Below are 17,819 nucleotides of genomic sequence, written 5' to 3'. Positions count from 1 at the left end.
CCTCGCCAAGCCGCATCGCGTCACAACCTTATGCAACAATCGCTCGCCGGCCATCGGCCGCGCCCCGAGCACTTACACGAGCCACACTGGCACTCACTGAATTCGACCATGGCCGACCCCATTTCCTCGCGGCTGCGTTCCGGCGCGGCGCCGACCGCCCCTGATGCCGCCGAATCGGCAGGCGGTCGCGCGCTGCCGCGCTGGCATTACCTCGCCGCCCTCGCAGCCGGAGCCGCCAACACGCTTTCGTTCGCGCCCACGCCGCACGGCGGCTGGCTCGAAATCGCGATCTTCGCGTTCTTCTATTTCTGGCTCACGCGCACCACGGGCTGGAAGAGCGCCGCCCTCACCGGCTGGGCCTTCGGCTTCGGCAACCTCGTGACCGGCGTGTGGTGGCTCTACGTCAGCATGCATTTCTACGGCGGCATGCCGGCGCCACTTGCAGGCGCGGCGCTCGTGCTGTTCTCGCTGTACCTCGGCTTCTATCCCGCGCTCGCGGCCGGTATCTGGTCGTTTTGCGCCGGCCACGCGAACAACGGCAAAGCGGGCGACCGGCCGTTTTCGCCGACATGGCACGGCGCGTTCGCCTTCGCCAGCGCCTGGGCGCTCGGTGAGTGGCTGCGCGGCACGGTGTTCACGGGCTTTCCGTGGCTCGCGAGCGGCTACGCGCAGGTGGACGGACCGCTCGCCGGATTCGCGCCGGTGGTCGGCGTGTACGGCGTGGGCTGGATGCTGGCGCTCGTGGCCGCGCTGATCGTGCAGGCCGTCACGCGCGCCGCGCAGTCGGGCCGTTCGTCCGCAAGCGGCAAGACGAATGGCGTGAGCGGCGCGCCTGCGTCGCTTGACACAGCAAAGCCCGCTGCTGGCGTGGCCGTGTCGGGCGGCATCGCGATCGCGCTCGTCGCCGCCGGCATGGCGCTCCCGTTTGTCAGGTGGACCGTGCCCGCCAACGCACCGCTGCACGTACGGCTCCTGCAAGGCAACGTCAAGCAGGACATGAAATTCGAAGAAGCGGGCGTACTGCAGGCCATCAACGAATACCAGCAGATGATCACCGCGAAACCGGCCGACCTCGTCGTGACGCCCGAAACCGCCATTCCCGTGCTCGTGCAGCAGGTGCCCGACCGCTTCGCCGCGGCGGTCCGCCAGTTCGCGGACTCCACGGGCACGGCGATCCTGTTCGGGGCGATCGGCGGTACGGTCACGCCTGATGGACGCATCGTCGACTACACGAACAGCCTCTACGGCATCACGCCGGGCTCGCGCGAGCTGTACCGCTACGACAAGCATCACCTCGTGCCGTTCGGCGAGTTCGTGCCCTGGGGCTTCCGCTGGTTCGTGAACCTCATGAACATTCCGCTGGGCGACTTCGCGCGCGGCACGCCGGTGCAGCAGCCGTTCGTCGTGCACAACCAGCCCGTGGCCGTCGACATCTGCTACGAAGACATCTTCGGCGAAGAGATTGCGCGCAGCATTCGCGACAGCGCGACGCCCGCGGGCGTGCTCGTCAACACGACCAATCTGGCGTGGTTCGGCAACACCATCGCGCTCGACCAGCATCTGCAGATCGCGCGCATGCGCTCGCTCGAAACCGGGCGGCCGATGCTGCGCGCCACCAACACGGGCGCGACCGCCGCCATCGACGCCCGCGGCCGCGTGATCGCCCGCCTGCCCACCTTCACCGAAGGCACGCTCGACGTCGACGTGCAAGGCACCTCGGGCTTCACGCCCTACGTGACGAGCGGCAACAACACGGTGCTCGCGGTGTCGCTGCTGTTGCTCGCGTTCGGGTTTGCGTTTGGGCCGGGGCGGCGGACGTCGAGGAAAAAGTAAGGGGCGACGGCGGCACGACGGCGGCACGATGTCGCGAATCGGACACGAGGGCGTTTGCCCTCGTGAGTCGCCCGGGCGAATCAGCCAGGCGGCCTACCCCGCTGGAAGTCTCAACCCACCGCCAATCCGGTAAAATTCAACGTTTTAGCCCCCGGCCGCATACCAGCCGGCTCGCGCTGCGGAGGGTCCGCACGGCGCCGGGCCGCGGGGCGCCATCTGCCCGAAAGGCACTTCATGCTCACGTTTCAGCAAATCATCCTGACGCTGCAGTCCTACTGGGACAAGCAGGGCTGCGCGCTGCTCCAGCCCATCGACATGGAAGTCGGCGCGGGCACCTCGCACGTCCATACCTTCCTGCGCGCAATCGGTCCCGAGCCCTGGCGCGCCGCCTACGTGCAGCCGTCGCGCCGTCCGAAAGACGGCCGTTACGGCGAAAACCCGAACCGCCTGCAGCACTACTACCAGTACCAGGCGGTGCTGAAGCCGGCGCCGGAAAACATCCTCGATCTCTATCTCGGCTCGCTCGAAGCGCTCGGCTTCGACCTGAAGCAGAACGACGTGCGCTTCGTGGAAGACGACTGGGAAAACCCCACGCTCGGCGCCTGGGGCCTCGGCTGGGAGGTCTGGCTCAACGGCATGGAAGTGACGCAATTCACGTACTTCCAGCAGGTGGGCGGCATCGACTGCAAGCCGGTGCTGGGCGAAATCACCTACGGCCTGGAGCGCCTCGCCATGTATCTGCAGAAGGTCGAGAACGTCTACGACCTCGTGTGGACCGAGTGGGAAGAGCCGGGCCCGAACGGCCCCGAGGTGCGCCGCCTCACCTACGGCGACGTCTATCACCAGAACGAGGTCGAACAGTCGAAGTACAACTTCGAGCACGCGAACGTCGATCTGCTCTTCACGTTCTTCAACAGCTACGAAGCGGAAGCGAAGCGGATGATGGACAACGCGCTCCCGCTGCCCGCCTACGAACTCGTGCTCAAGGCCGGCCACACGTTCAACCTGCTCGATGCGCGCGGCGCCATTTCGGTCACGGAGCGTGCTGCTTACATCGGCCGCATTCGTGCGCTCTCGCGGCTCGTGGCGCAGGCGTATTACGACTCGCGCGAGCGGCTCGGCTTCCCGATGCTCGGCAATCCCGTGCACGGCGTGCCCGGCCTCACGACCGATGCACAAGACGCCGCAATGCCCGCCTGGGCGCCGCCGCTGAAAGTCGAACGCAAGTTCGACGAGGAATGACGGGACCAAGAACTCCATGACACACGCTCACCAAGCCACCCTGCTCGTCGAACTGCTGACCGAAGAGCTGCCGCCGAAAGCCCTCGCGCGCCTTGGCGACGCGTTCGCCGAAGGCATTGCGCAGCGCCTCGCCGCGCGTGACCTGATCGAAGGCGAACTGTCGTTCGAACGCTATGCCACGCCGCGGCGCCTCGCCGTCGTCGTGAAGAACGTGCGCAGCGTCGCGCCCGAAAAGCGCGTGCGCGAGAAAGTGCTGCCCGTCTCCGTCGCGCTCGATGCGAACGGCCAGCCCACCGCGCCGCTCGCGAAGAAGCTCGCGGCGCTCGGCTTTCCCGACTTCCCCGTCGCGGAACTCGAACGCGCCACGGACGGCAAGAACGAAGCGTTCTTCCTCAACTACTCGGCCCCGGGCGCGACGCTCGCCGAAGGGCTGCAAGCCGTGCTGGACGAGGCGCTCGCCATCTCGAAGCTGCCCATCCCGAAGGTCATGACGTACCAGCGCCCGGACGGCAGCAACATCCAGTTCGTGCGGCCCGTGCATCGGCTCACGGTGCTGCATGGCGCGGACGTCGTGCCCGTCAGCGCATTCGGTGTGGACGCAGGCGACACCACGCGCGGCCACCGCTTCCTCTCGGAAGGGCTCGTCGCCATTCCGAATGCGGACGCCTACGCGCAAACGCTGCTGCACAAGGGTCACGTCGTGGCGAGCTTCGCCGACCGCAAGGAAACGATTCGCACGCACCTGCTCGCGCTGGCCAACGGCGACCAGGTGGTGATGCCCGAAGCGCTGCTCGACGAAGTGACAGCGCTCGTCGAATGGCCGGTGGTCTACGCCTGCCGCTTCGAGGACGAATTCCTGCAGGTGCCGCAGGAATGCCTGATCCTCACCATGCAGACGAACCAGAAATACTTCGCGCTCACCGACGCCGCAGGCAAGCTGCGCTCGCGCTTTCTCATCGTCTCGAACATCGAAACGAAGACGCCGGGCGACATCGTGGAAGGCAACGAACGCGTGGTGCGTCCGCGCCTGGCCGACGCCAAGTTCTTCTTCGAGCACGACAAGAAGAAGCGCCTTTCGGACCGCGTCCCGCTGCTCGCGAACGTCGTGTATCACAACAAGCTCGGCTCGCAGCTGCAGCGCGTGGAGCGGCTGGAAGGCCTTGCCGGCACGATCGCGCAGATGATGGGCGCCGACATCGCGCTCGCCACGCTCGGCGCGCGGCTCGCCAAGGCGGACCTGCTCACCGACATGGTGGGCGAGTTCCCCGAGCTGCAAGGCACGATGGGTACGTACTACGCGCGCCACGACGGCGAGCCGGAAGAAGTGGCGCTTGCGTGCAGCGAGCACTATCAGCCGCGCTTCTCCGGCGACGCGCTGCCCGCCACCACCACGGGCACCGTGGTCGCGCTCGCGGACAAGCTCGAAACGCTCGTGGGCATCTGGGGCATCGGGCTTCAGCCCACGGGCGAGAAAGACCCGTTCGCGCTGCGCCGTCACGCGCTCGGCGTGCTGCGCATTCTCGTGGAAAAGCAGTTGCCGCTCGATATCGTCGCGCTGCTGCGCGCCGCTTACGCGCAGTTCGCCGCGGTACCGAACGTAGCCGATTCGACGGACGCCCTCTACGCGTTCTTCATGGACCGCCTGCGCGGCCTGCTGCGCGAGCGCGGCTACGCGGCGAGCGAAATCGACGCCGTGCTGGCGCTCAACCCCACGCGGCTCGACGACGTCGTCGCGCGCCTCGATGCGGTGCGCGAATTCGCGGCACTGGCCGAAGCGGCATCGCTTGCAGCGGCGAACAAGCGCATCTCGAACATCTTGAAGAAGTCCGAAAGCGGCGCAACCGGTGGCGTGCAAACCGCGCTCCTCGTGGAAGCTGCGGAAAAGGCGTTGCACGCGCAGCTCGAACAGGTGGCCCCGCGCGTGCAGTCGCAGCTGGCCGAGCGGCAGTACACGGGCGCGCTCACCGCGCTTGCCGCGCTGCGCGAGCCGGTGGACACGTTCTTCAACGACGTCATGGTGAACGCCGAAGACGCGGCGCTGCGCGCGAATCGCCTCGCGCTGCTCGGCGCGCTGCATCAGCAGATGAACTGCGTGGCAGACATTTCGCGGCTCGCCGCCTGAGCCTGCCATGCCAACCAGTGCCAGCAGAAAGCTCGTCATTCTCGACCGCGACGGCGTGATCAACCTCGACTCGGACGCCTTCATCAAGTCGCCCGACGAATGGGTCGCCATTCCGGGCAGCCTCGAAGCGATCGCGCGCCTGAACCAGGCGGGCTATCGCGTGGCGGTGGCGTCGAACCAGTCGGGCATCGGCCGCGGCCTCTTCGACATGGCGGCGCTCAACGCGATGCATCTCAAGATGCACCGCATGGCCGCCGCGGTGGGCGGCCGTATCGACGCCGTGTTCTTCTGTCCACACACGGCCGAAGACCAGTGCGAATGCCGCAAGCCAAAGCCGGGCATGCTGAAGATGATTGCCGAGCGCTTCGAGATCAGCCCGGAAGACACGCCGGTGGTCGGCGACGCGCTGCGCGACTTGCAGGCCGGCGCCGTACTCGGCTTTCAGCTGCATCTCGTGCGCACCGGCAAGGGTACGAAGACGCTCGCCAGTGGGGGGCTGCCCGAAGGCACGAAGGTCCATGACGACCTGCGCGCCTTCGCGCTCGACTTTCTTTCGAGCCGACACGAGTAACACCGTCAGCGCCGCGCTAGCCGCTTGCGGTTTGCCAGTGGAAGCTGGACGCCTGTTTGCAGGATCACACCCATGCTTTTTGTCCGTTCCCTGTTGCTGCTCGTGTACTTCGCCGTGTTCACGGTGCCGTACGCGACCGCCTGCTTCATCGCCTTCCCGTTCATGCGCGCCGACCGGCGCTACTGGATGGCCGTGGGCTGGTGCCGTACGACGATCTTCGTCACGCGTTGGCTCAACGGCATCCGCTATCGCGTGCAGGGCATGGAAAACCTGCCGGACGGCCCGGCGGTGCTGCTTTCAAAGCACCAGTCCGCATGGGAGACGGTTGCGTTTCCCGCCGTGATGCCGCGGCCGCTCTGCTACGTGTTCAAGCGCGAACTGCTCTACGTGCCGTTCTTCGGCTGGGCGCTGGGCATGCTGAAGATGGTTCACATCGATCGCAAGGAAGGCAAGCACGCGTTCGATTCCGTCACGCGCCAGGGCAAGCAGCGGATGAGCGAAGGCGCGTGGGTGATCATGTTCCCCGAAGGCACGCGCACGCCGGTGGGCAAGCAGGGCAAGTACAAGACCGGCGGCGCGCGCTTTGCGATTGCGACCGGCGCGCCCGTGGTGCCCATCGCGCACAACGCGGGGCGCGTGTGGCCTCGCAACTCGTTTTATAAATATCCGGGTATAGTCACGGTGTCGATCGGCCAACCCATTGATACTGCAGGGCTAACGGCCGACGAAGTGAATACGCGCGTGGAAGCATGGATCGAAGCCGAGATGCGCCGCATCGATCCTGCCGCGTACAACGTGACGGACGCTTCGCCCGCCACCACTGCCCGGATCTGACGCGCCACCCCTGTGCCTTCGCGCCTCGCCGCGAGGCGCGCATGACGCGCAAATCGCGAGCGTTTCGCCCAAGCAGAATTCGATGCACAAGCCTCCCAGGCCGCGGCACGCCGCGGCGCTCGACAGCCGGCAACTCGACCTGCCGCTCTTTCCCGAGCCGGTTCAGGTGCCGCTCACGCCGCAGTCGCTTGCGCCGCTCACGTCGGTCAAGCCGCTCGCGCCAATGTCGCCTGCCTCTGCCCTTGATCCGTTGACGCCAGCACCGGCTACACCGCCGCGCGCGCCGGACGGCACGAAGCTGCGCGCGCTCACGCTCGGGGCGAAGACGCTGCACTACCGGCTCAAGCGCTCCTCGCGCCGCTCCATCGGCTTCACGATCGACGGCACGGGGCTCACCATCACGGCGCCGCGCTGGGTGACACTCGCGGACATCGAAGCGGCTATCGCAGGCAAGGAACGCTGGATTTTCGCGAAGCTCTCGGAATGGCAGACCCGCACGGAACAGCGTGCGCTGCCCCAGGTGGAATGGAAAGACGGCGCCGAGGTGCCCTATCTCGGCAAGCCTGTCAGCGTGACGCTCGCGGCGCCGCACGGCACGCTCGCATTCGATGAAGCGGCGAGAGCGCTCGCACTGCCGCTGCCGCTGCACGCGGACCCGCAGCAGATCAAAGACCGCGTGCAGGGCTGGCTGCAGAACGAGGCGAAGCGGCTCTTCGGCGAGCGGCTCGAAGTCTATGCGGACAAGCTGGGCGTGACGTACCGCGCGTATGCGCTTTCTTCGGCGGCAACGCGCTGGGGCAGTTGCTCGAGCGACGGACGCATCCGCCTCAACTGGCGGCTCATCCACTTCCCGCTCTCGGTCATCGACTACGTCGTCGCGCACGAACTCTCGCATCTGCGCGAGATGAACCACAGCCCGCGCTTCTGGCAGACCGTGGAGTCGATCTTTCCCGAGTTCCGCGAAGCGCGGGAGGCGCTGCGCCAGCACCCGCCCGAGCTGCTGCCGGTGATGTGAGTTACTTCTTTTTCTGGATGAACTCGATCTTGTAGCCGTCCGGGTCCGTGACGAACGCGATCACGGTCGTGCCGTGCTTCATCGGACCCGCTTCGCGCACCACCGTGCCACCCTGCGCCTTGATCTTCTCGCACGCGGCGTAGGCGTCTTCCACTTCAACGGCGAGGTGGCCAAAGCCGCCGCCCAGATCGTACGACCCGGTGTCCCAGTTGTGGGTTAATTCGATGACGGTGCCGTCGCGTTCATCGGTGTAGCCGACGAACGCGAGCGTGAATTTGCCTTCGGGATAATCTTCGCGGCGCAGCAGTTTCATGCCGAGCAGCTCTGTGTAGAACTTGATCGAGCGGTCGAGATTGCCGACCCGGATCATCGTGTGCAGCAAGCGCATCGCGTACTCCGTTTTGCCTTCGTGAAAACGCGCAGGTTACCAAAAATGCGCACGGCCTGCCGCCGGCGCTCCACGCGTGAATGCGCCAGTTTGCGCCGCGCTGCGGCTCCCGGCGCATTACGCGTTCTTACGGCCACTTGCCGCGTCTTGCGCGCGAAATCTGCGGTTCTGCGATGATTCAATCCCGTGCGGCGGGCAAGCATCAGGAGGCGGTATGGATCACCTTGAGTCGTTGCGAATCTTCTGCGCCGTCGTGGACGCGAGAAGCTTCACGCGCGCAGCGCAAGCAATGGGACTGTCGACGCCGGCGGTCTCGCGGTCGATATCGGACCTCGAAGAGCGGCTCGGCGTGCGCCTCTTTCACCGCACCACGCGGCACATCGCCCTCACCGAAGCAGCCGAACATTTCTACACCGGCTGCTCGCGCGTGATCAACGAGCTCGATGCGCTGGAAGCCGACGCAGGCCAGCACAGCCGCGACCCCTCGGGCGTGCTGCGGCTCGTCGCGCACGCTACCGCGGCCGTGCAGCTATTGCCTGCGCTCATCAACGGGTTTCGCGTGGCCTGTCCGAACGTGCAGGTCGAACTCACCCTGGCCGAGCGCCCCGTGGATCTGGTGGAGGAAGGCTACGACCTTGGCATCGTGCTGCCCTACATGCTGACGAGCGACCAGACCATTACGCGCGTCATCAATCGCATTCCGCTCGTGGTCGCGGCTTCCGCCGAGTACATGAAAGGCCGCGAAGCGCCGAAGACACCCGAAGACCTCGCGACGCTCGACTTCGTCACCATGCTCACGTCGATTCGCGAGCCGAAGCTGCGCTTTCGCAGCTGCGCGTCTCATGCGAGAGATGCATCCGCTGATGACAGCCACGCGAAACACGAGATCGTCGTGCCGCTGCGATACGACATCTCGACGAACAGTGCGGCGTTCAACAAGGAACTGGTTTTGGGCGGCGCGGGATTGGGCATACTGCCGCGCTCGATGATCGAGCGCGAACTCACGAGCGGCCGGCTGGTGCGAATCCTGCCCGAGTTCGAACTCGTGGACAGCGAGATCGAGCTACAGCTTGCGTGGCGCGACCGCCGGCTCATGGCGGCGAAGGTGCGAGCCTTCGTGGACTTCGCCACCACGTTCTTCACCGCGCCGCCTGCGCCTGCCGCCTCGCCGGCATTGACGCCTCCCCGCAAGCGCAGTCGCACGAGCACCGCGCAGCAGATCTGAGCAGGCTGCACTACCATACGGACGCATGTGCATGCATATGCACAACTCATACGCCGTGCGGCTTTGGCATCGTGCCTGATGCATGGCGACGCGGATTTCCGCAAGCAACCTGCAAGGAGACTCGAAGCATGCGAATTCTGGTCGTGGGCGCCGGCGGTGTCGGCGGATATTTTGGGGCGCGTATGGCGCATGCCGGGCGCGACGTCACGTTCCTCGTGCGGCCGCAGCGCGCCGAAGAACTGCGCCGCGCGGGCCTCGTCGTGCGCAGCCGCTACGGCGATCTCACGCTGCGCGACGTGAAGGCGGTGGTGAAGGGCGATCTGCGCGAGCCGTTCGACCTGATCCTGCTCAGCTGCAAAGCCTACGATCTGGCAGACGCCATCGACTCGTTCCAGGCCGCGGTAGGCCCCTCCACCGTGATCCTGCCGCTCCTGAACGGCATGCAGCACGTCGACGAACTGCAACGCCGCTTCGGCGCCTCCAAGGTGATGGGCGGCCTGTGCCTGATCGCGGCCACATTGAACGCCGAACGCGAAATCGTGCACCTCAACGACATGCAGGCCATCGTGTTCGGCGAGCTGGCGGGCGGCGTATCCGAACGCGCGCAGGCCGTAGCCGAAGCGATGGGCAACGCCGGTTTCGACGTCACCGCAAGCGCGAACATCGTCCAGGAGCTGTGGGAAAAGTGGGTGTTTCTCGCGACGCTCGCTGGCATTACGTGCCTCTTCCGGGCCTCGGTCGGCGAAATTCTGGCGACGCCGGACGGCGAGCGTGCCATCGCGAATCTGCTTGCCGAGTGCTCAGCCGTTGCGGCCCACAACGGCTACGCGGTGCGGCCCGAATTCAACGCGCGGATGCGCGCGATCCTGTTTGCGGCCGGCTCGCCGCTCACGGCCTCGATGCTGCGCGATCTTCAGGCTGGCTCGCGCATCGAAGCAGACCACGTGCTCGGCGACCTGATCCGTCGCGGCGACGACCGCCAGCGAGACGACGCGGCGCTCTCCGTACTGCGGCTCGCTTACAGCCATCTGAAAGCCTACGAAGTGCGCCGCGCGGCGCAACCGCAGGCGGGAGCCGCATCATGAGCAAAGCTCCGTCCTACGACGCCTGCAACTGCTTCGCGCTGCGCCAGGCCTCGCGCTACGTCACGCAGATCTACGAGCGGCATCTGGCGCCCTCGGGGCTCTCGGCCGCGCAGTTCGCGATTCTCGCGCGCCTCTCGCGCAAGCCGGGCTCCACCATGCTCGCCCTCGCCGAGGCCATGGTGATGGACCGCACGACCCTCGTGCGCGCGCTGAAGCCGCTGCAACGCGACGGCCTCGCGGCCGCGGAGCCTTCCGACGAAGACGCGCGTGCGCTGGTCTACACCCTCACCGCGAAAGGCGCGCGCGTATTCGAGAAAGCGTGCGTGGCGTGGCGCGCGGCACAGACGGAGTTCGAGCAACATTTCGGACGCGAGCGGGCCAAGGCGCTGCGCGGCGAACTGTTCGACATCACGCAGGCGATGGCGCATCGATAAGCGGCGTCTGGTCGAGGGGCACAGGCAGCAGCGACCGTACGCGGAAACCACGCGGTGCACCGCAGCAAGCACATGCGACGCGTGGGGTCATGGTCCCTGCAAGCGTGGCCTTTTTGCTATCGTGAGGCTCCTTTTCCTTGCCGGAACGATCACGCATGAGCACCGCCGCGCTGCCGGCCCGCCGTCCGCTGGACGGCTTCGCCACGATACTGATGATCGTGCTGTGCGCGATCTGGGGCTTTCAGCAGGTCGCCATCAAGAGCACGAATGTGGTGCTCCCGCCTCTTTTCCAGGCGGGGCTGCGCTCGGCCATCGCCACGCTGCTCGTGTGGGGCTGGGCCCGCATGCGCGGCACACCGCTCTTTCGCGACGACGGCACGCTCGGCGCAGGCCTGCTCGCGGGCGTGCTGTTTGCCACGGAGTTCGTCTGCATCTTCGTCGGTCTCTCGCTCACCAGCGCCTCGCGCATGGCCGTGTTTCTGTACACGGCGCCGTGCTTCACGGCGCTCGGACTGCATTGGTTCGTGGGGGGTGAAAAGCTGCGCCGCACGCAGTGGACGGGCATCGGTGTGGCATTCGCAGGCATGGCTCTCGCCTTCGCCGACGGCTTCGCGCGCCACGCGCCCGCCGGCGCCGCGGACAGCACGCATTCGATGCTGGCCGGCGTGGCCGGGGACGCGCTCGGCGTGCTCGCCGGCATCGCCTGGGCCGCTACGACAGTGGTGGTTCGTGCAACGAAGCTCGCGCATACGAGCGCGAGCAAGACGCTCTTCTATCAGCTCGCGGTATCGGCAGTGGTGTTGCTCGGACTGGCGGCCGGCGTCGGCCAGGCGCGCTTCGAGGCCATCGCATCGATCACGCCGCTCACGCTCGCGAGCCTCGCGTATCAGGCGGTGATCGTGGCCTTCGTGAGCTATCTGCTCTGGTTCTGGCTGCTCACGCGCTATATGGCGTCGCGGCTTTCCGTCTTCTCGTTTCTCACGCCGCTTTTCGGCGTGACCTTCGGCGTGCTGCTGCTCGGCGAATCGTTCAGTTCACGCTTTCTCGTAGCCGCGGCCATGGTGCTCGCGGGCATCGCGCTGGTCAACGCGCCGGCTCGCCGCGAGGCGTCCTAGCCGCGCCGCTCACTGCCTGCGCAACGCGCACGTATTCCTCCACCGGCACGTCTTCGGCGCGACGCGCAAGATCGAACCCCAGCGCGTCGAAATCCACGCGGTCGCGGAATGCGCCCAGCGTGTTGCGCAGCATCTTGCGCCGCTGCGAGAACGCGGCGGTCACCACTTCGCCCAGCACGCGTTCATCGACGTCCGGCAGTTCGTGCGGCGCGTACGGAATCATGCGCACGATCGCGGAATCCACCTTCGGCGGCGGCTGGAAAGACTCGGGCGGCACGTCCAGCATCTTTTCGATCGCGTAGCGGTACTGCAGCATCACGCTGAGCCGGCTAAACGCCTTGCTGCCGGGCTGCGCGACCATCCGCTCCACCACCTCGTTCTGCAGCATGAAGTGCTGGTCGATCACGCAATGCGCGAACGTGGTGAGGTGAAACAGCAGCGGACTCGAAATGTTGTACGGCAGGTTGCCGACGATGCGCAGCGTCGGCTTGTCGCCCGGCGCGGCAAGCGAGCCGAAGTCGAATTCGAGCGCGTCGCCCGCATGCAGCGCGAGCCGCTCGCCGAACTTCTTTTTCAGGCGGTCGATCAGATCGCGGTCCAGTTCGACCGCATGCAGCGGCTGCTCCGGCGTGGCCACGCACTCGACGAGCGGCTCCGTGAGCGCGCCCAGCCCCGGCCCAATTTCCACCATGCGCTCGCCGCGTTGCGGGCGAATCAATCGGACGATGGCGTCAATCACGCCCATGTCGACCAGAAAGTTCTGCCCGAAACGCTTGCGCGCGAAATGGCCCTGGTGCTGTCGGCTGGTGGACATCGATGGAGAAACCGGAAAAGAGTGAAAGCGAAGCGCCGTTACCCGTTACGTATCAGATATCAGGCCGCGCGACGGTGCCGCGCCATGGAAACGGCGGCGTCCACCGCGGCGATCATGCTGCCCGCGTCCGCGCGGCCCGTGCTGGCCAGATCGAGTGCGGTGCCGTGATCGACGGAGGTCCGCACGATCGGCAAGCCGAGCGTGACGTTGATGCCCTCGCCGAAGGTCGCGTACTTGAGCACCGGCAAGCCCTGGTCGTGGAACATGGCGAGCACGCAGTCGGCGTCCTTCAGGTAACGCGGCTGGAACAGCGTGTCGGCAGGGTACGGACCGCGGGCGTCGATACCCTCGGCGCACGCGGCATTCAGCGCCGGGGAGATCACATCGATTTCCTCGCGCCCTAGGTAGCCGTTCTCGCCCGCGTGCGGGTTGAGTCCCGTCACGAGAATGCGCGGCAGCGGCACGCCGAAATGACGGCGCAAGTCGCTGTTGACGATACGCAGCGTCTCGACCAGACCTTCGACGGTGAGCGCGGCGGAGACGTCCTTGAGCGGCAGATGCGTGGTGGCGAGCGCCACGCGCAGCGGCCGCTGGCCCGTGCCCGCGAGCATCATGACCACGCGCGGCGTGTGAGTGCGCTCGGCGAGATATTCGGTGTGGCCGGTGAATGGCACACCGGCGTCGTTGATCGTGCTTTTTTGCAGCGGCGCCGTGACGATGGCGTCGAACGTGCCGGCCATCGCGCCGTCGATCGCGGTATCGAGCAGCGTCAGCACGTAGCGGCCGTTGGCGGCATCGAGCTTGCCCGCCTCGGACGGCGCCACGAGCGGCACGTGCTGCACGCGAACCCGCCCGCTCGCCACGAGCGACGCCCAGTCCACGCCCACGGCTCTCGCGCGCTGCGCCAGCAACTGCGCGTCGCCGATCACCACGAACTGTGCGTCCGGCCAGTGCGCCGCCGCGCCCGCGAGTGCCGCCGCCGTCAGCTCGGGGCCGACGCCGGCAGGCTCGCCGGTCGTGATGGCGATTTGCAGCGGCGCTTGCGCAGCGCCGGCTGTAGGCGAGGAAGTGGAGGCGGCGGTCATGGCGTGGAGTGGACGACGGAAGTGACCGTCTATTGTAGGGACGGCGTGCCGACCTTGTAGTCCACGTAGGCGCTGTCGCGCAACTGGCGCAGCCAGTCGGCGTAGGCCTGCTCCGCCTTGCGCTGGCCGATGGCCTGGCGCGCGAGGTCGATCTGCTGCGCAACCGAGCCCTGCGCTTCACGGCGGCCCAGCACCTGGATCAGGTGGTAGCCGTACTCCGTGCGCACCGGCTCGCTCACCTGGCCATCCTGCAGCGAATTCATGGCGCGCTCGAATTCAGGCACCGTCTCGCCCGGGCTGATCCAGCCCAGATCGCCGCCCTGCGAAGAAGAGCCGTCTTGCGAGTAGGTGCGCGCGAACTTGGCGAAATCGCCGCCCGCCAGCACTTCACGGCGAATATCGAGCAGCTTCTGGCGCGCCTGCGGTTCCGACATGCCGTCGCCCACGCGCAGCAGGATGTGGCGCACGTGGGTCTGCGTGAGATGCGAGGCGTCCGCCGAAGGCGCGCCCTGGCCCGAGCGGCGCTCCATCAGGCGCACGATTTCGAAACCGTCACCCGTGCGGATCACCGACGGATTCACCTGGCCCGGACGCAGCGTGGAAGCCGCCGTCACGAATTCGGCCGGCAGCTTCGAGGTGGGCTGAAAGCCCATGTCGCCGCCCTTGCCGGCATCGCTTGCCTGCGAATCGGACTTCGCGAGCTTTTCGAAACTGGCGCCGCCCAGCGCCTGTTGCAGCAGCGCCTGTGCCTTCTGCTGCGCGGCTTCGATCTCGGTTTGCGGCGCGTTCTGCGGTGCCTTGAGCAGGATGTGCTCGAAGCGCAGATCGCTCGTGAGACCGGCGTTCGGCCCGCGCTGGCTCGCGATGTAGTTCGCGACTTCGCCGTCCGAAACGGTGATCTTGCTGTCCACTTCCTTCTCGCGCAGCTTCGAGAGCGTGAGTTCGGTGCGGGCGTCGTTCGTGAACGTGCTCCAGTTCACGCCTTCGGCCTCGATCCGCGCGCGGTAGGTCGCGAGATCCATGTTGTTGGCCTGGGCGAGGCGTGCGAGCGTGCGCTGCACGGTGACGTCGTCGATCACGATGCCGTCTTCCTTTGCCTTCTGCAGCTGGATGCGTTCGAGCACCATCTGGTTGAGCACCTGGAGGCGCAGCTGGTCCGTGGGCGGCACGGGCGCGCCCTGCTGCGTGAGACGCCGCGCGACGAGACCCGCCCGTTCGTCGAGCTCGCGCTGCGTGATGACCCCGTCGTTGACCACTGCCGCAATCGTATCGGCCACCTGGCCGCTGCTCGCGGCGCTCAGTGCCTGGGCACTCGCCGGCGCGGCCGGCAGGAAATACGCCGCAGCGGCGAAAGTTGCAGCCCATGCTGCGAGGCGAAGCTTTTTCATGATTCCCACAGATACTCCAAAGATGGCGGGCCGCTTCGCCCGTCTACTCGCGTTCGATGACGCATTGCCCACGCATTGTCGTGCCTGCTGCGCCGCAGTCATGTGTCATTCGTAGTTGGTGAAACGTGAATCGGGCGGCGGAGCCGGCGGCAGCGGCGTGTAACCGGCCACGCCCGCGCGGAACGCTGCAACGAGGCCGTTGTCGACGTTCGACAGCCCCTTGAGCGTGAGCTGCGCCAGAAAGCGCGTGCCGGTGGTCTGGCTGCCCGTGGTGTTCACGCCGTTCGCGTAGCGCTGGATACCCACGCCGAGTACCCAGCAGTCCGCGTCGTACTGCATGCCGACGAGGCCGTCCACGATCCGGTGCCCGCCCAGGTCGTAATTGAAGCGGGCCACACCGTACACACGGTGCGAGAGCGGCCATTGCCCCGAAATCAGAATCTGGTTGATCGGCTCGTTGGTGAGCGTCGTGTTCTGGCGCGTGTAGCGATAGGCGACGTTCACGACACGCGAGGTGCCCGGACTGAAGCCGAAACCCACGCTCGCCTTCGTCAGCTGATTGTTGTCGGCATTATATTGGAACGCCGTTTCCGAAGCGAAACCGGCCCCCAGCTTGAGCGCCGCGCCGAGAATCAGGTCCGAATGCGTCGTGGCTTCCGACGTGGTCTGCCCCGGCAGCAACGTGACGCGCTGGTCGCGGAAGTAGTACTGCTGCGCGATCACGAAGCGCGCGCGCTCGTCGCCCGTGGCCGGGTTGAGGAAGCGCGTGGTGAGCGCAGCGGTAATGCGGTTCGCGTCGGCGATGCGGTCGTTGCCGACGAACGTGTTCGGCGTAAAGATTTCCGCGAGCCCGAAGTCCGATTCGGCGGTGTCGAAGAGCGGCGCGAAATTCTGGTTGTGGTACGGCGTGTAGACGTAATAGAGCCGCGGCTCCAGCGTCTGGATGTAATCCTCGCCGAACACGCGCACCGAGCGGTCGAAGATCAGCCCACTGTCGAAGCTGAACGTAGGCACCTGCTCGGTGAAGTCCTTCGGCTGTCCCACGGGCGAACCCGTACCGATATTGCTCAGGTTGTACGACGCAAAGTGCCACTGCACCTTCGGCGTGACGAAGTACCCAGGCCCCACGACCGAGTACGACACGTACGGGTTGAAGACGATACGGTCGCCCTGGGTCGCATCCTGCGTCGTGATGCGAAAGCGCGAGTAGTCGGCTTCCGCACCGAAGTCGAAGCCGCCCACGTTGTACTTCGCGTACTTCACGTTGAGCTCGGGCTCGCGGCCGTACGGCGGCGCCGAAGGCGCGAGCGTCTGCCAGTGCTGCCAGCGCGCGAGCACCGACCACGGCCCGTTGTTGTACGTGAGCCCCGCTTCCTGCTGATACGTGGTCTGCAGCCCGTTGATGAACTGCGTGGACGTGGACGACAGGTCTTCCGGATACGTGTTGTCCGAGACCTTGTTGTAGTACACGTACCCGCCAAACCCGCCGCCGAAGTTCTGGTTGTGCTGGATGTACAGCGCGTAGCGGTTGGTCTTCGTGATCGCGTCGTTCGGCAGGAACTCGCCCGTGATCTGGCCGGTATAGTTGGGCGACAGATAACGATAGTTGACCTGCGTGAGCACGCCGCGCTTCGAGATGATGCGCGGGGTGATCGTGGCATCGCGGTTCGGCGCGATGTTGAAGTAGTACGGCACCGAAAGCTCGAAACCGTTGTTCGAGCTGAGTGAGAACGTGGGCGGCAACAGGCCGCTGCGCCGGTCGCCGGAAAGCGGGAACGACAGCCACGGGCTCGCAAAGATGGGCACGCCCTGGAAGAACAGCACGCCGTTGTGGGCTACGCCTTCGTCGGCGCCGGTATCGAAGTCGAATTCGGTGCCCTTGATGTACCAGGCCGGGTCCGACTCGCAGCGGCACGCCGTGTACGTACCCTTCGTGAACACCGATCGCTCGTTGTCGATCAGCTCCACGCGTTCCGCGCTGCCCGAGCCGCCCGTCAACGTGAAGTGGTACTTCGGCGCGGTCATGAAGCCTTCGCTCGACTCCACCTTGAGGTGCGCCTCGGGGCCGACGAACGTGTTGCCGTTCTGGGTGATGCGGACGTGGCCGTAAGCGTCGGCCATGTCGGTATCTTCGTCGTAGTGGAGCGCGTCGGCCTTGACGATGGCCGTGTTGTGACGCACTTCGGCCGAACCCTTCGCGGCGATGTCCTGATTGGCCGTGCCCGTCGTGCTGTCGCCCAGCACGAAGGTGGCCGGACGCTGGCCGGATGCCACCGGATGCTCTTCGAGCTGGGGCGCGAGACGCAGGCTCCACGGGCCGTCGAGCGGCTGCGGCTGCGCGGCGTCCCCGGCGAGCTGGGCGTGCGCGAACACGGGCACGAAACCCGGCACGGCCACGAGCGCCGCGATGAGCCGCCTTTTGCCCGGCACGCAGTCGTCACTGGAGGAGATCGTCTGGAAAAACTGTCTGGGCGGCATGTAAGGTTTTGGCGGATCGGCCCGGCCGCGCGCCCTTCGGATCACGATCAACCGCCTCGCGCAATCGAACCGTCGAACCGTGACAGTTGGAGTGCACAACCATTAACAATTCATCGGGCAATCGCTCAATCGCACGGCGATGAAGGTATGAAGCGGGCGGGCGAACCGTTTGTTCGGGGCTTTGGCGCGA

At 66.3% G+C, this 17,819-nt stretch carries 15 protein-coding genes; 10 read left to right on the top strand and 5 right to left on the bottom strand.

What is annotated here, in order from left to right:
• The first annotated feature begins 108 nt into the window (after positions 1-108).
• The 6 genes from lnt to P2869_RS01795 all read left to right on the top strand — a co-directional run bounded on the left by lnt (position 109) and on the right by P2869_RS01795 (position 7,617).
• On the top strand, positions 109-1,833 hold the full coding sequence (lnt, locus tag P2869_RS01820; protein ID WP_277597294.1) for an apolipoprotein N-acyltransferase: 1,725 nt from the start codon (positions 109-111) through the stop codon (positions 1,831-1,833).
• A 234-nt stretch (positions 1,834-2,067) separates the two neighbouring features.
• On the top strand, positions 2,068-3,075 hold the full coding sequence (gene glyQ, locus P2869_RS01815) for a glycine--tRNA ligase subunit alpha (RefSeq protein WP_081884822.1): 1,008 nt from the start codon (positions 2,068-2,070) through the stop codon (positions 3,073-3,075).
• 16 nt (positions 3,076-3,091) lie between these two features.
• Complete coding sequence (gene glyS, locus P2869_RS01810; protein ID WP_277597293.1) at positions 3,092-5,197, top strand: glycine--tRNA ligase subunit beta; 2,106 nt, start codon at positions 3,092-3,094, stop codon at positions 5,195-5,197.
• Positions 5,198-5,204: 7 nt separating this feature from the next.
• Positions 5,205-5,768 (top strand): D-glycero-beta-D-manno-heptose 1,7-bisphosphate 7-phosphatase, encoded by a 564-nt coding sequence (gene gmhB / locus P2869_RS01805; protein WP_017772721.1) that lies wholly within the window; start codon positions 5,205-5,207, stop codon positions 5,766-5,768.
• Between the two features lie 72 nt (positions 5,769-5,840).
• Complete coding sequence (locus tag P2869_RS01800) at positions 5,841-6,602, top strand: lysophospholipid acyltransferase family protein (protein WP_017772720.1); 762 nt, start codon at positions 5,841-5,843, stop codon at positions 6,600-6,602.
• Positions 6,603-6,684: 82 nt separating this feature from the next.
• Positions 6,685-7,617: a SprT family zinc-dependent metalloprotease gene (locus P2869_RS01795; RefSeq protein ID WP_017772719.1), complete on the top strand. Its 933-nt coding sequence runs from the start codon at positions 6,685-6,687 to the stop codon at positions 7,615-7,617.
• Between the two features lies 1 nt (position 7,618).
• On the opposite strand, the gene gloA is transcribed toward P2869_RS01795, so the two are convergent.
• Positions 7,619-8,005, bottom strand: coding sequence for a lactoylglutathione lyase (gloA, locus tag P2869_RS01790; protein ID WP_017772718.1), 387 nt, complete (start codon positions 8,003-8,005; stop codon positions 7,619-7,621).
• 214 nt (positions 8,006-8,219) lie between these two features.
• Between gloA and P2869_RS01785 the strand changes: the two genes are divergently transcribed.
• The 4 genes from P2869_RS01785 (at position 8,220) to P2869_RS01770 (ending at position 11,864) form a co-directional block, all read left to right on the top strand.
• Entirely contained in the window at positions 8,220-9,230 is a 1,011-nt protein-coding gene (locus P2869_RS01785) for a LysR family transcriptional regulator (RefSeq protein ID WP_277597292.1), read from the top strand.
• A 128-nt stretch (positions 9,231-9,358) separates the two neighbouring features.
• Positions 9,359-10,315: a 2-dehydropantoate 2-reductase gene (gene panE, locus P2869_RS01780; RefSeq protein ID WP_277597291.1), complete on the top strand. Its 957-nt coding sequence runs from the start codon at positions 9,359-9,361 to the stop codon at positions 10,313-10,315.
• Positions 10,312-10,749, top strand: coding sequence for a MarR family winged helix-turn-helix transcriptional regulator (locus P2869_RS01775; RefSeq protein ID WP_017772715.1), 438 nt, complete (start codon positions 10,312-10,314; stop codon positions 10,747-10,749). The genes panE and P2869_RS01775 overlap by 4 nt, the downstream gene beginning before the upstream one ends.
• 155 nt (positions 10,750-10,904) lie before the next feature.
• A complete protein-coding gene (locus tag P2869_RS01770) occupies positions 10,905-11,864 on the top strand; it encodes a DMT family transporter (protein WP_277597290.1) in 960 nt (319 codons plus the stop codon).
• Here the strand turns inward: P2869_RS01770 and rsmA are convergent.
• The 4 genes from rsmA to P2869_RS01750 all read right to left on the bottom strand — a co-directional run bounded on the left by rsmA (position 11,833) and on the right by P2869_RS01750 (position 17,629).
• Positions 11,833-12,678, bottom strand: coding sequence for a 16S rRNA (adenine(1518)-N(6)/adenine(1519)-N(6))-dimethyltransferase RsmA (rsmA, locus tag P2869_RS01765; RefSeq protein WP_277597289.1), 846 nt, complete (start codon positions 12,676-12,678; stop codon positions 11,833-11,835). The two genes, P2869_RS01770 and rsmA, sit on opposite strands and share 32 nt — an antisense overlap.
• A gap of 59 nt (positions 12,679-12,737) precedes the next feature.
• Entirely contained in the window at positions 12,738-13,763 is a 1,026-nt protein-coding gene (pdxA, locus tag P2869_RS01760) for a 4-hydroxythreonine-4-phosphate dehydrogenase PdxA (RefSeq protein WP_277597288.1), read from the bottom strand.
• A 29-nt stretch (positions 13,764-13,792) separates the two neighbouring features.
• Positions 13,793-15,151: a peptidylprolyl isomerase gene (locus P2869_RS01755; RefSeq protein WP_277597287.1), complete on the bottom strand. Its 1,359-nt coding sequence runs from the start codon at positions 15,149-15,151 to the stop codon at positions 13,793-13,795.
• 105 nt (positions 15,152-15,256) lie between these two features.
• Positions 15,257-17,629, bottom strand: coding sequence for an LPS-assembly protein LptD (locus P2869_RS01750; protein WP_277597286.1), 2,373 nt, complete (start codon positions 17,627-17,629; stop codon positions 15,257-15,259).
• Positions 17,630-17,819 lie beyond the last annotated feature (190 nt).

Origin of the sequence: Paraburkholderia sp. SUR17 (assembly GCF_029536165.1) — a bacterium.
Taxonomy (GTDB): Bacteria; Pseudomonadota; Gammaproteobacteria; order Burkholderiales; family Burkholderiaceae; genus Paraburkholderia; species Paraburkholderia kururiensis.
Note: the sequence above shows the minus strand (reverse complement) of the source record. Positions and strands in the feature narration are given on the sequence as shown.

Excerpts from the sequence above, each read along its gene's own strand:
- gmhB (WP_017772721.1), top strand. The coding sequence starts at position 5,205 with ATGCCAACCAGTGCCAGCAGAAAGCTCGTCATTCTCGACCGCGACGGC.
- glyS (WP_277597293.1), top strand. The coding sequence starts at position 3,092 with ATGACACACGCTCACCAAGCCACCCTGCTCGTCGAACTGCTGACCGAA.
- pdxA (WP_277597288.1), bottom strand. The coding sequence starts at position 13,763 with ATGACCGCCGCCTCCACTTCCTCGCCTACAGCCGGCGCTGCGCAAGCG.
- gloA (WP_017772718.1), bottom strand. The coding sequence starts at position 8,005 with ATGCGCTTGCTGCACACGATGATCCGGGTCGGCAATCTCGACCGCTCG.
- P2869_RS01800 (WP_017772720.1), top strand. The coding sequence starts at position 5,841 with ATGCTTTTTGTCCGTTCCCTGTTGCTGCTCGTGTACTTCGCCGTGTTC.
- P2869_RS01795 (WP_017772719.1), top strand. The coding sequence starts at position 6,685 with ATGCACAAGCCTCCCAGGCCGCGGCACGCCGCGGCGCTCGACAGCCGG.
- P2869_RS01755 (WP_277597287.1), bottom strand. The coding sequence starts at position 15,151 with ATGAAAAAGCTTCGCCTCGCAGCATGGGCTGCAACTTTCGCCGCTGCG.
- P2869_RS01750 (WP_277597286.1), bottom strand. The coding sequence starts at position 17,629 with ATGCCGCCCAGACAGTTTTTCCAGACGATCTCCTCCAGTGACGACTGC.
- panE (WP_277597291.1), top strand. The coding sequence starts at position 9,359 with ATGCGAATTCTGGTCGTGGGCGCCGGCGGTGTCGGCGGATATTTTGGG.
- rsmA (WP_277597289.1), bottom strand. The coding sequence starts at position 12,678 with ATGTCCACCAGCCGACAGCACCAGGGCCATTTCGCGCGCAAGCGTTTC.
- lnt (WP_277597294.1), top strand. The coding sequence starts at position 109 with ATGGCCGACCCCATTTCCTCGCGGCTGCGTTCCGGCGCGGCGCCGACC.
- P2869_RS01785 (WP_277597292.1), top strand. The coding sequence starts at position 8,220 with ATGGATCACCTTGAGTCGTTGCGAATCTTCTGCGCCGTCGTGGACGCG.
- P2869_RS01770 (WP_277597290.1), top strand. The coding sequence starts at position 10,905 with ATGAGCACCGCCGCGCTGCCGGCCCGCCGTCCGCTGGACGGCTTCGCC.
- glyQ (WP_081884822.1), top strand. The coding sequence starts at position 2,068 with ATGCTCACGTTTCAGCAAATCATCCTGACGCTGCAGTCCTACTGGGAC.
- P2869_RS01775 (WP_017772715.1), top strand. The coding sequence starts at position 10,312 with ATGAGCAAAGCTCCGTCCTACGACGCCTGCAACTGCTTCGCGCTGCGC.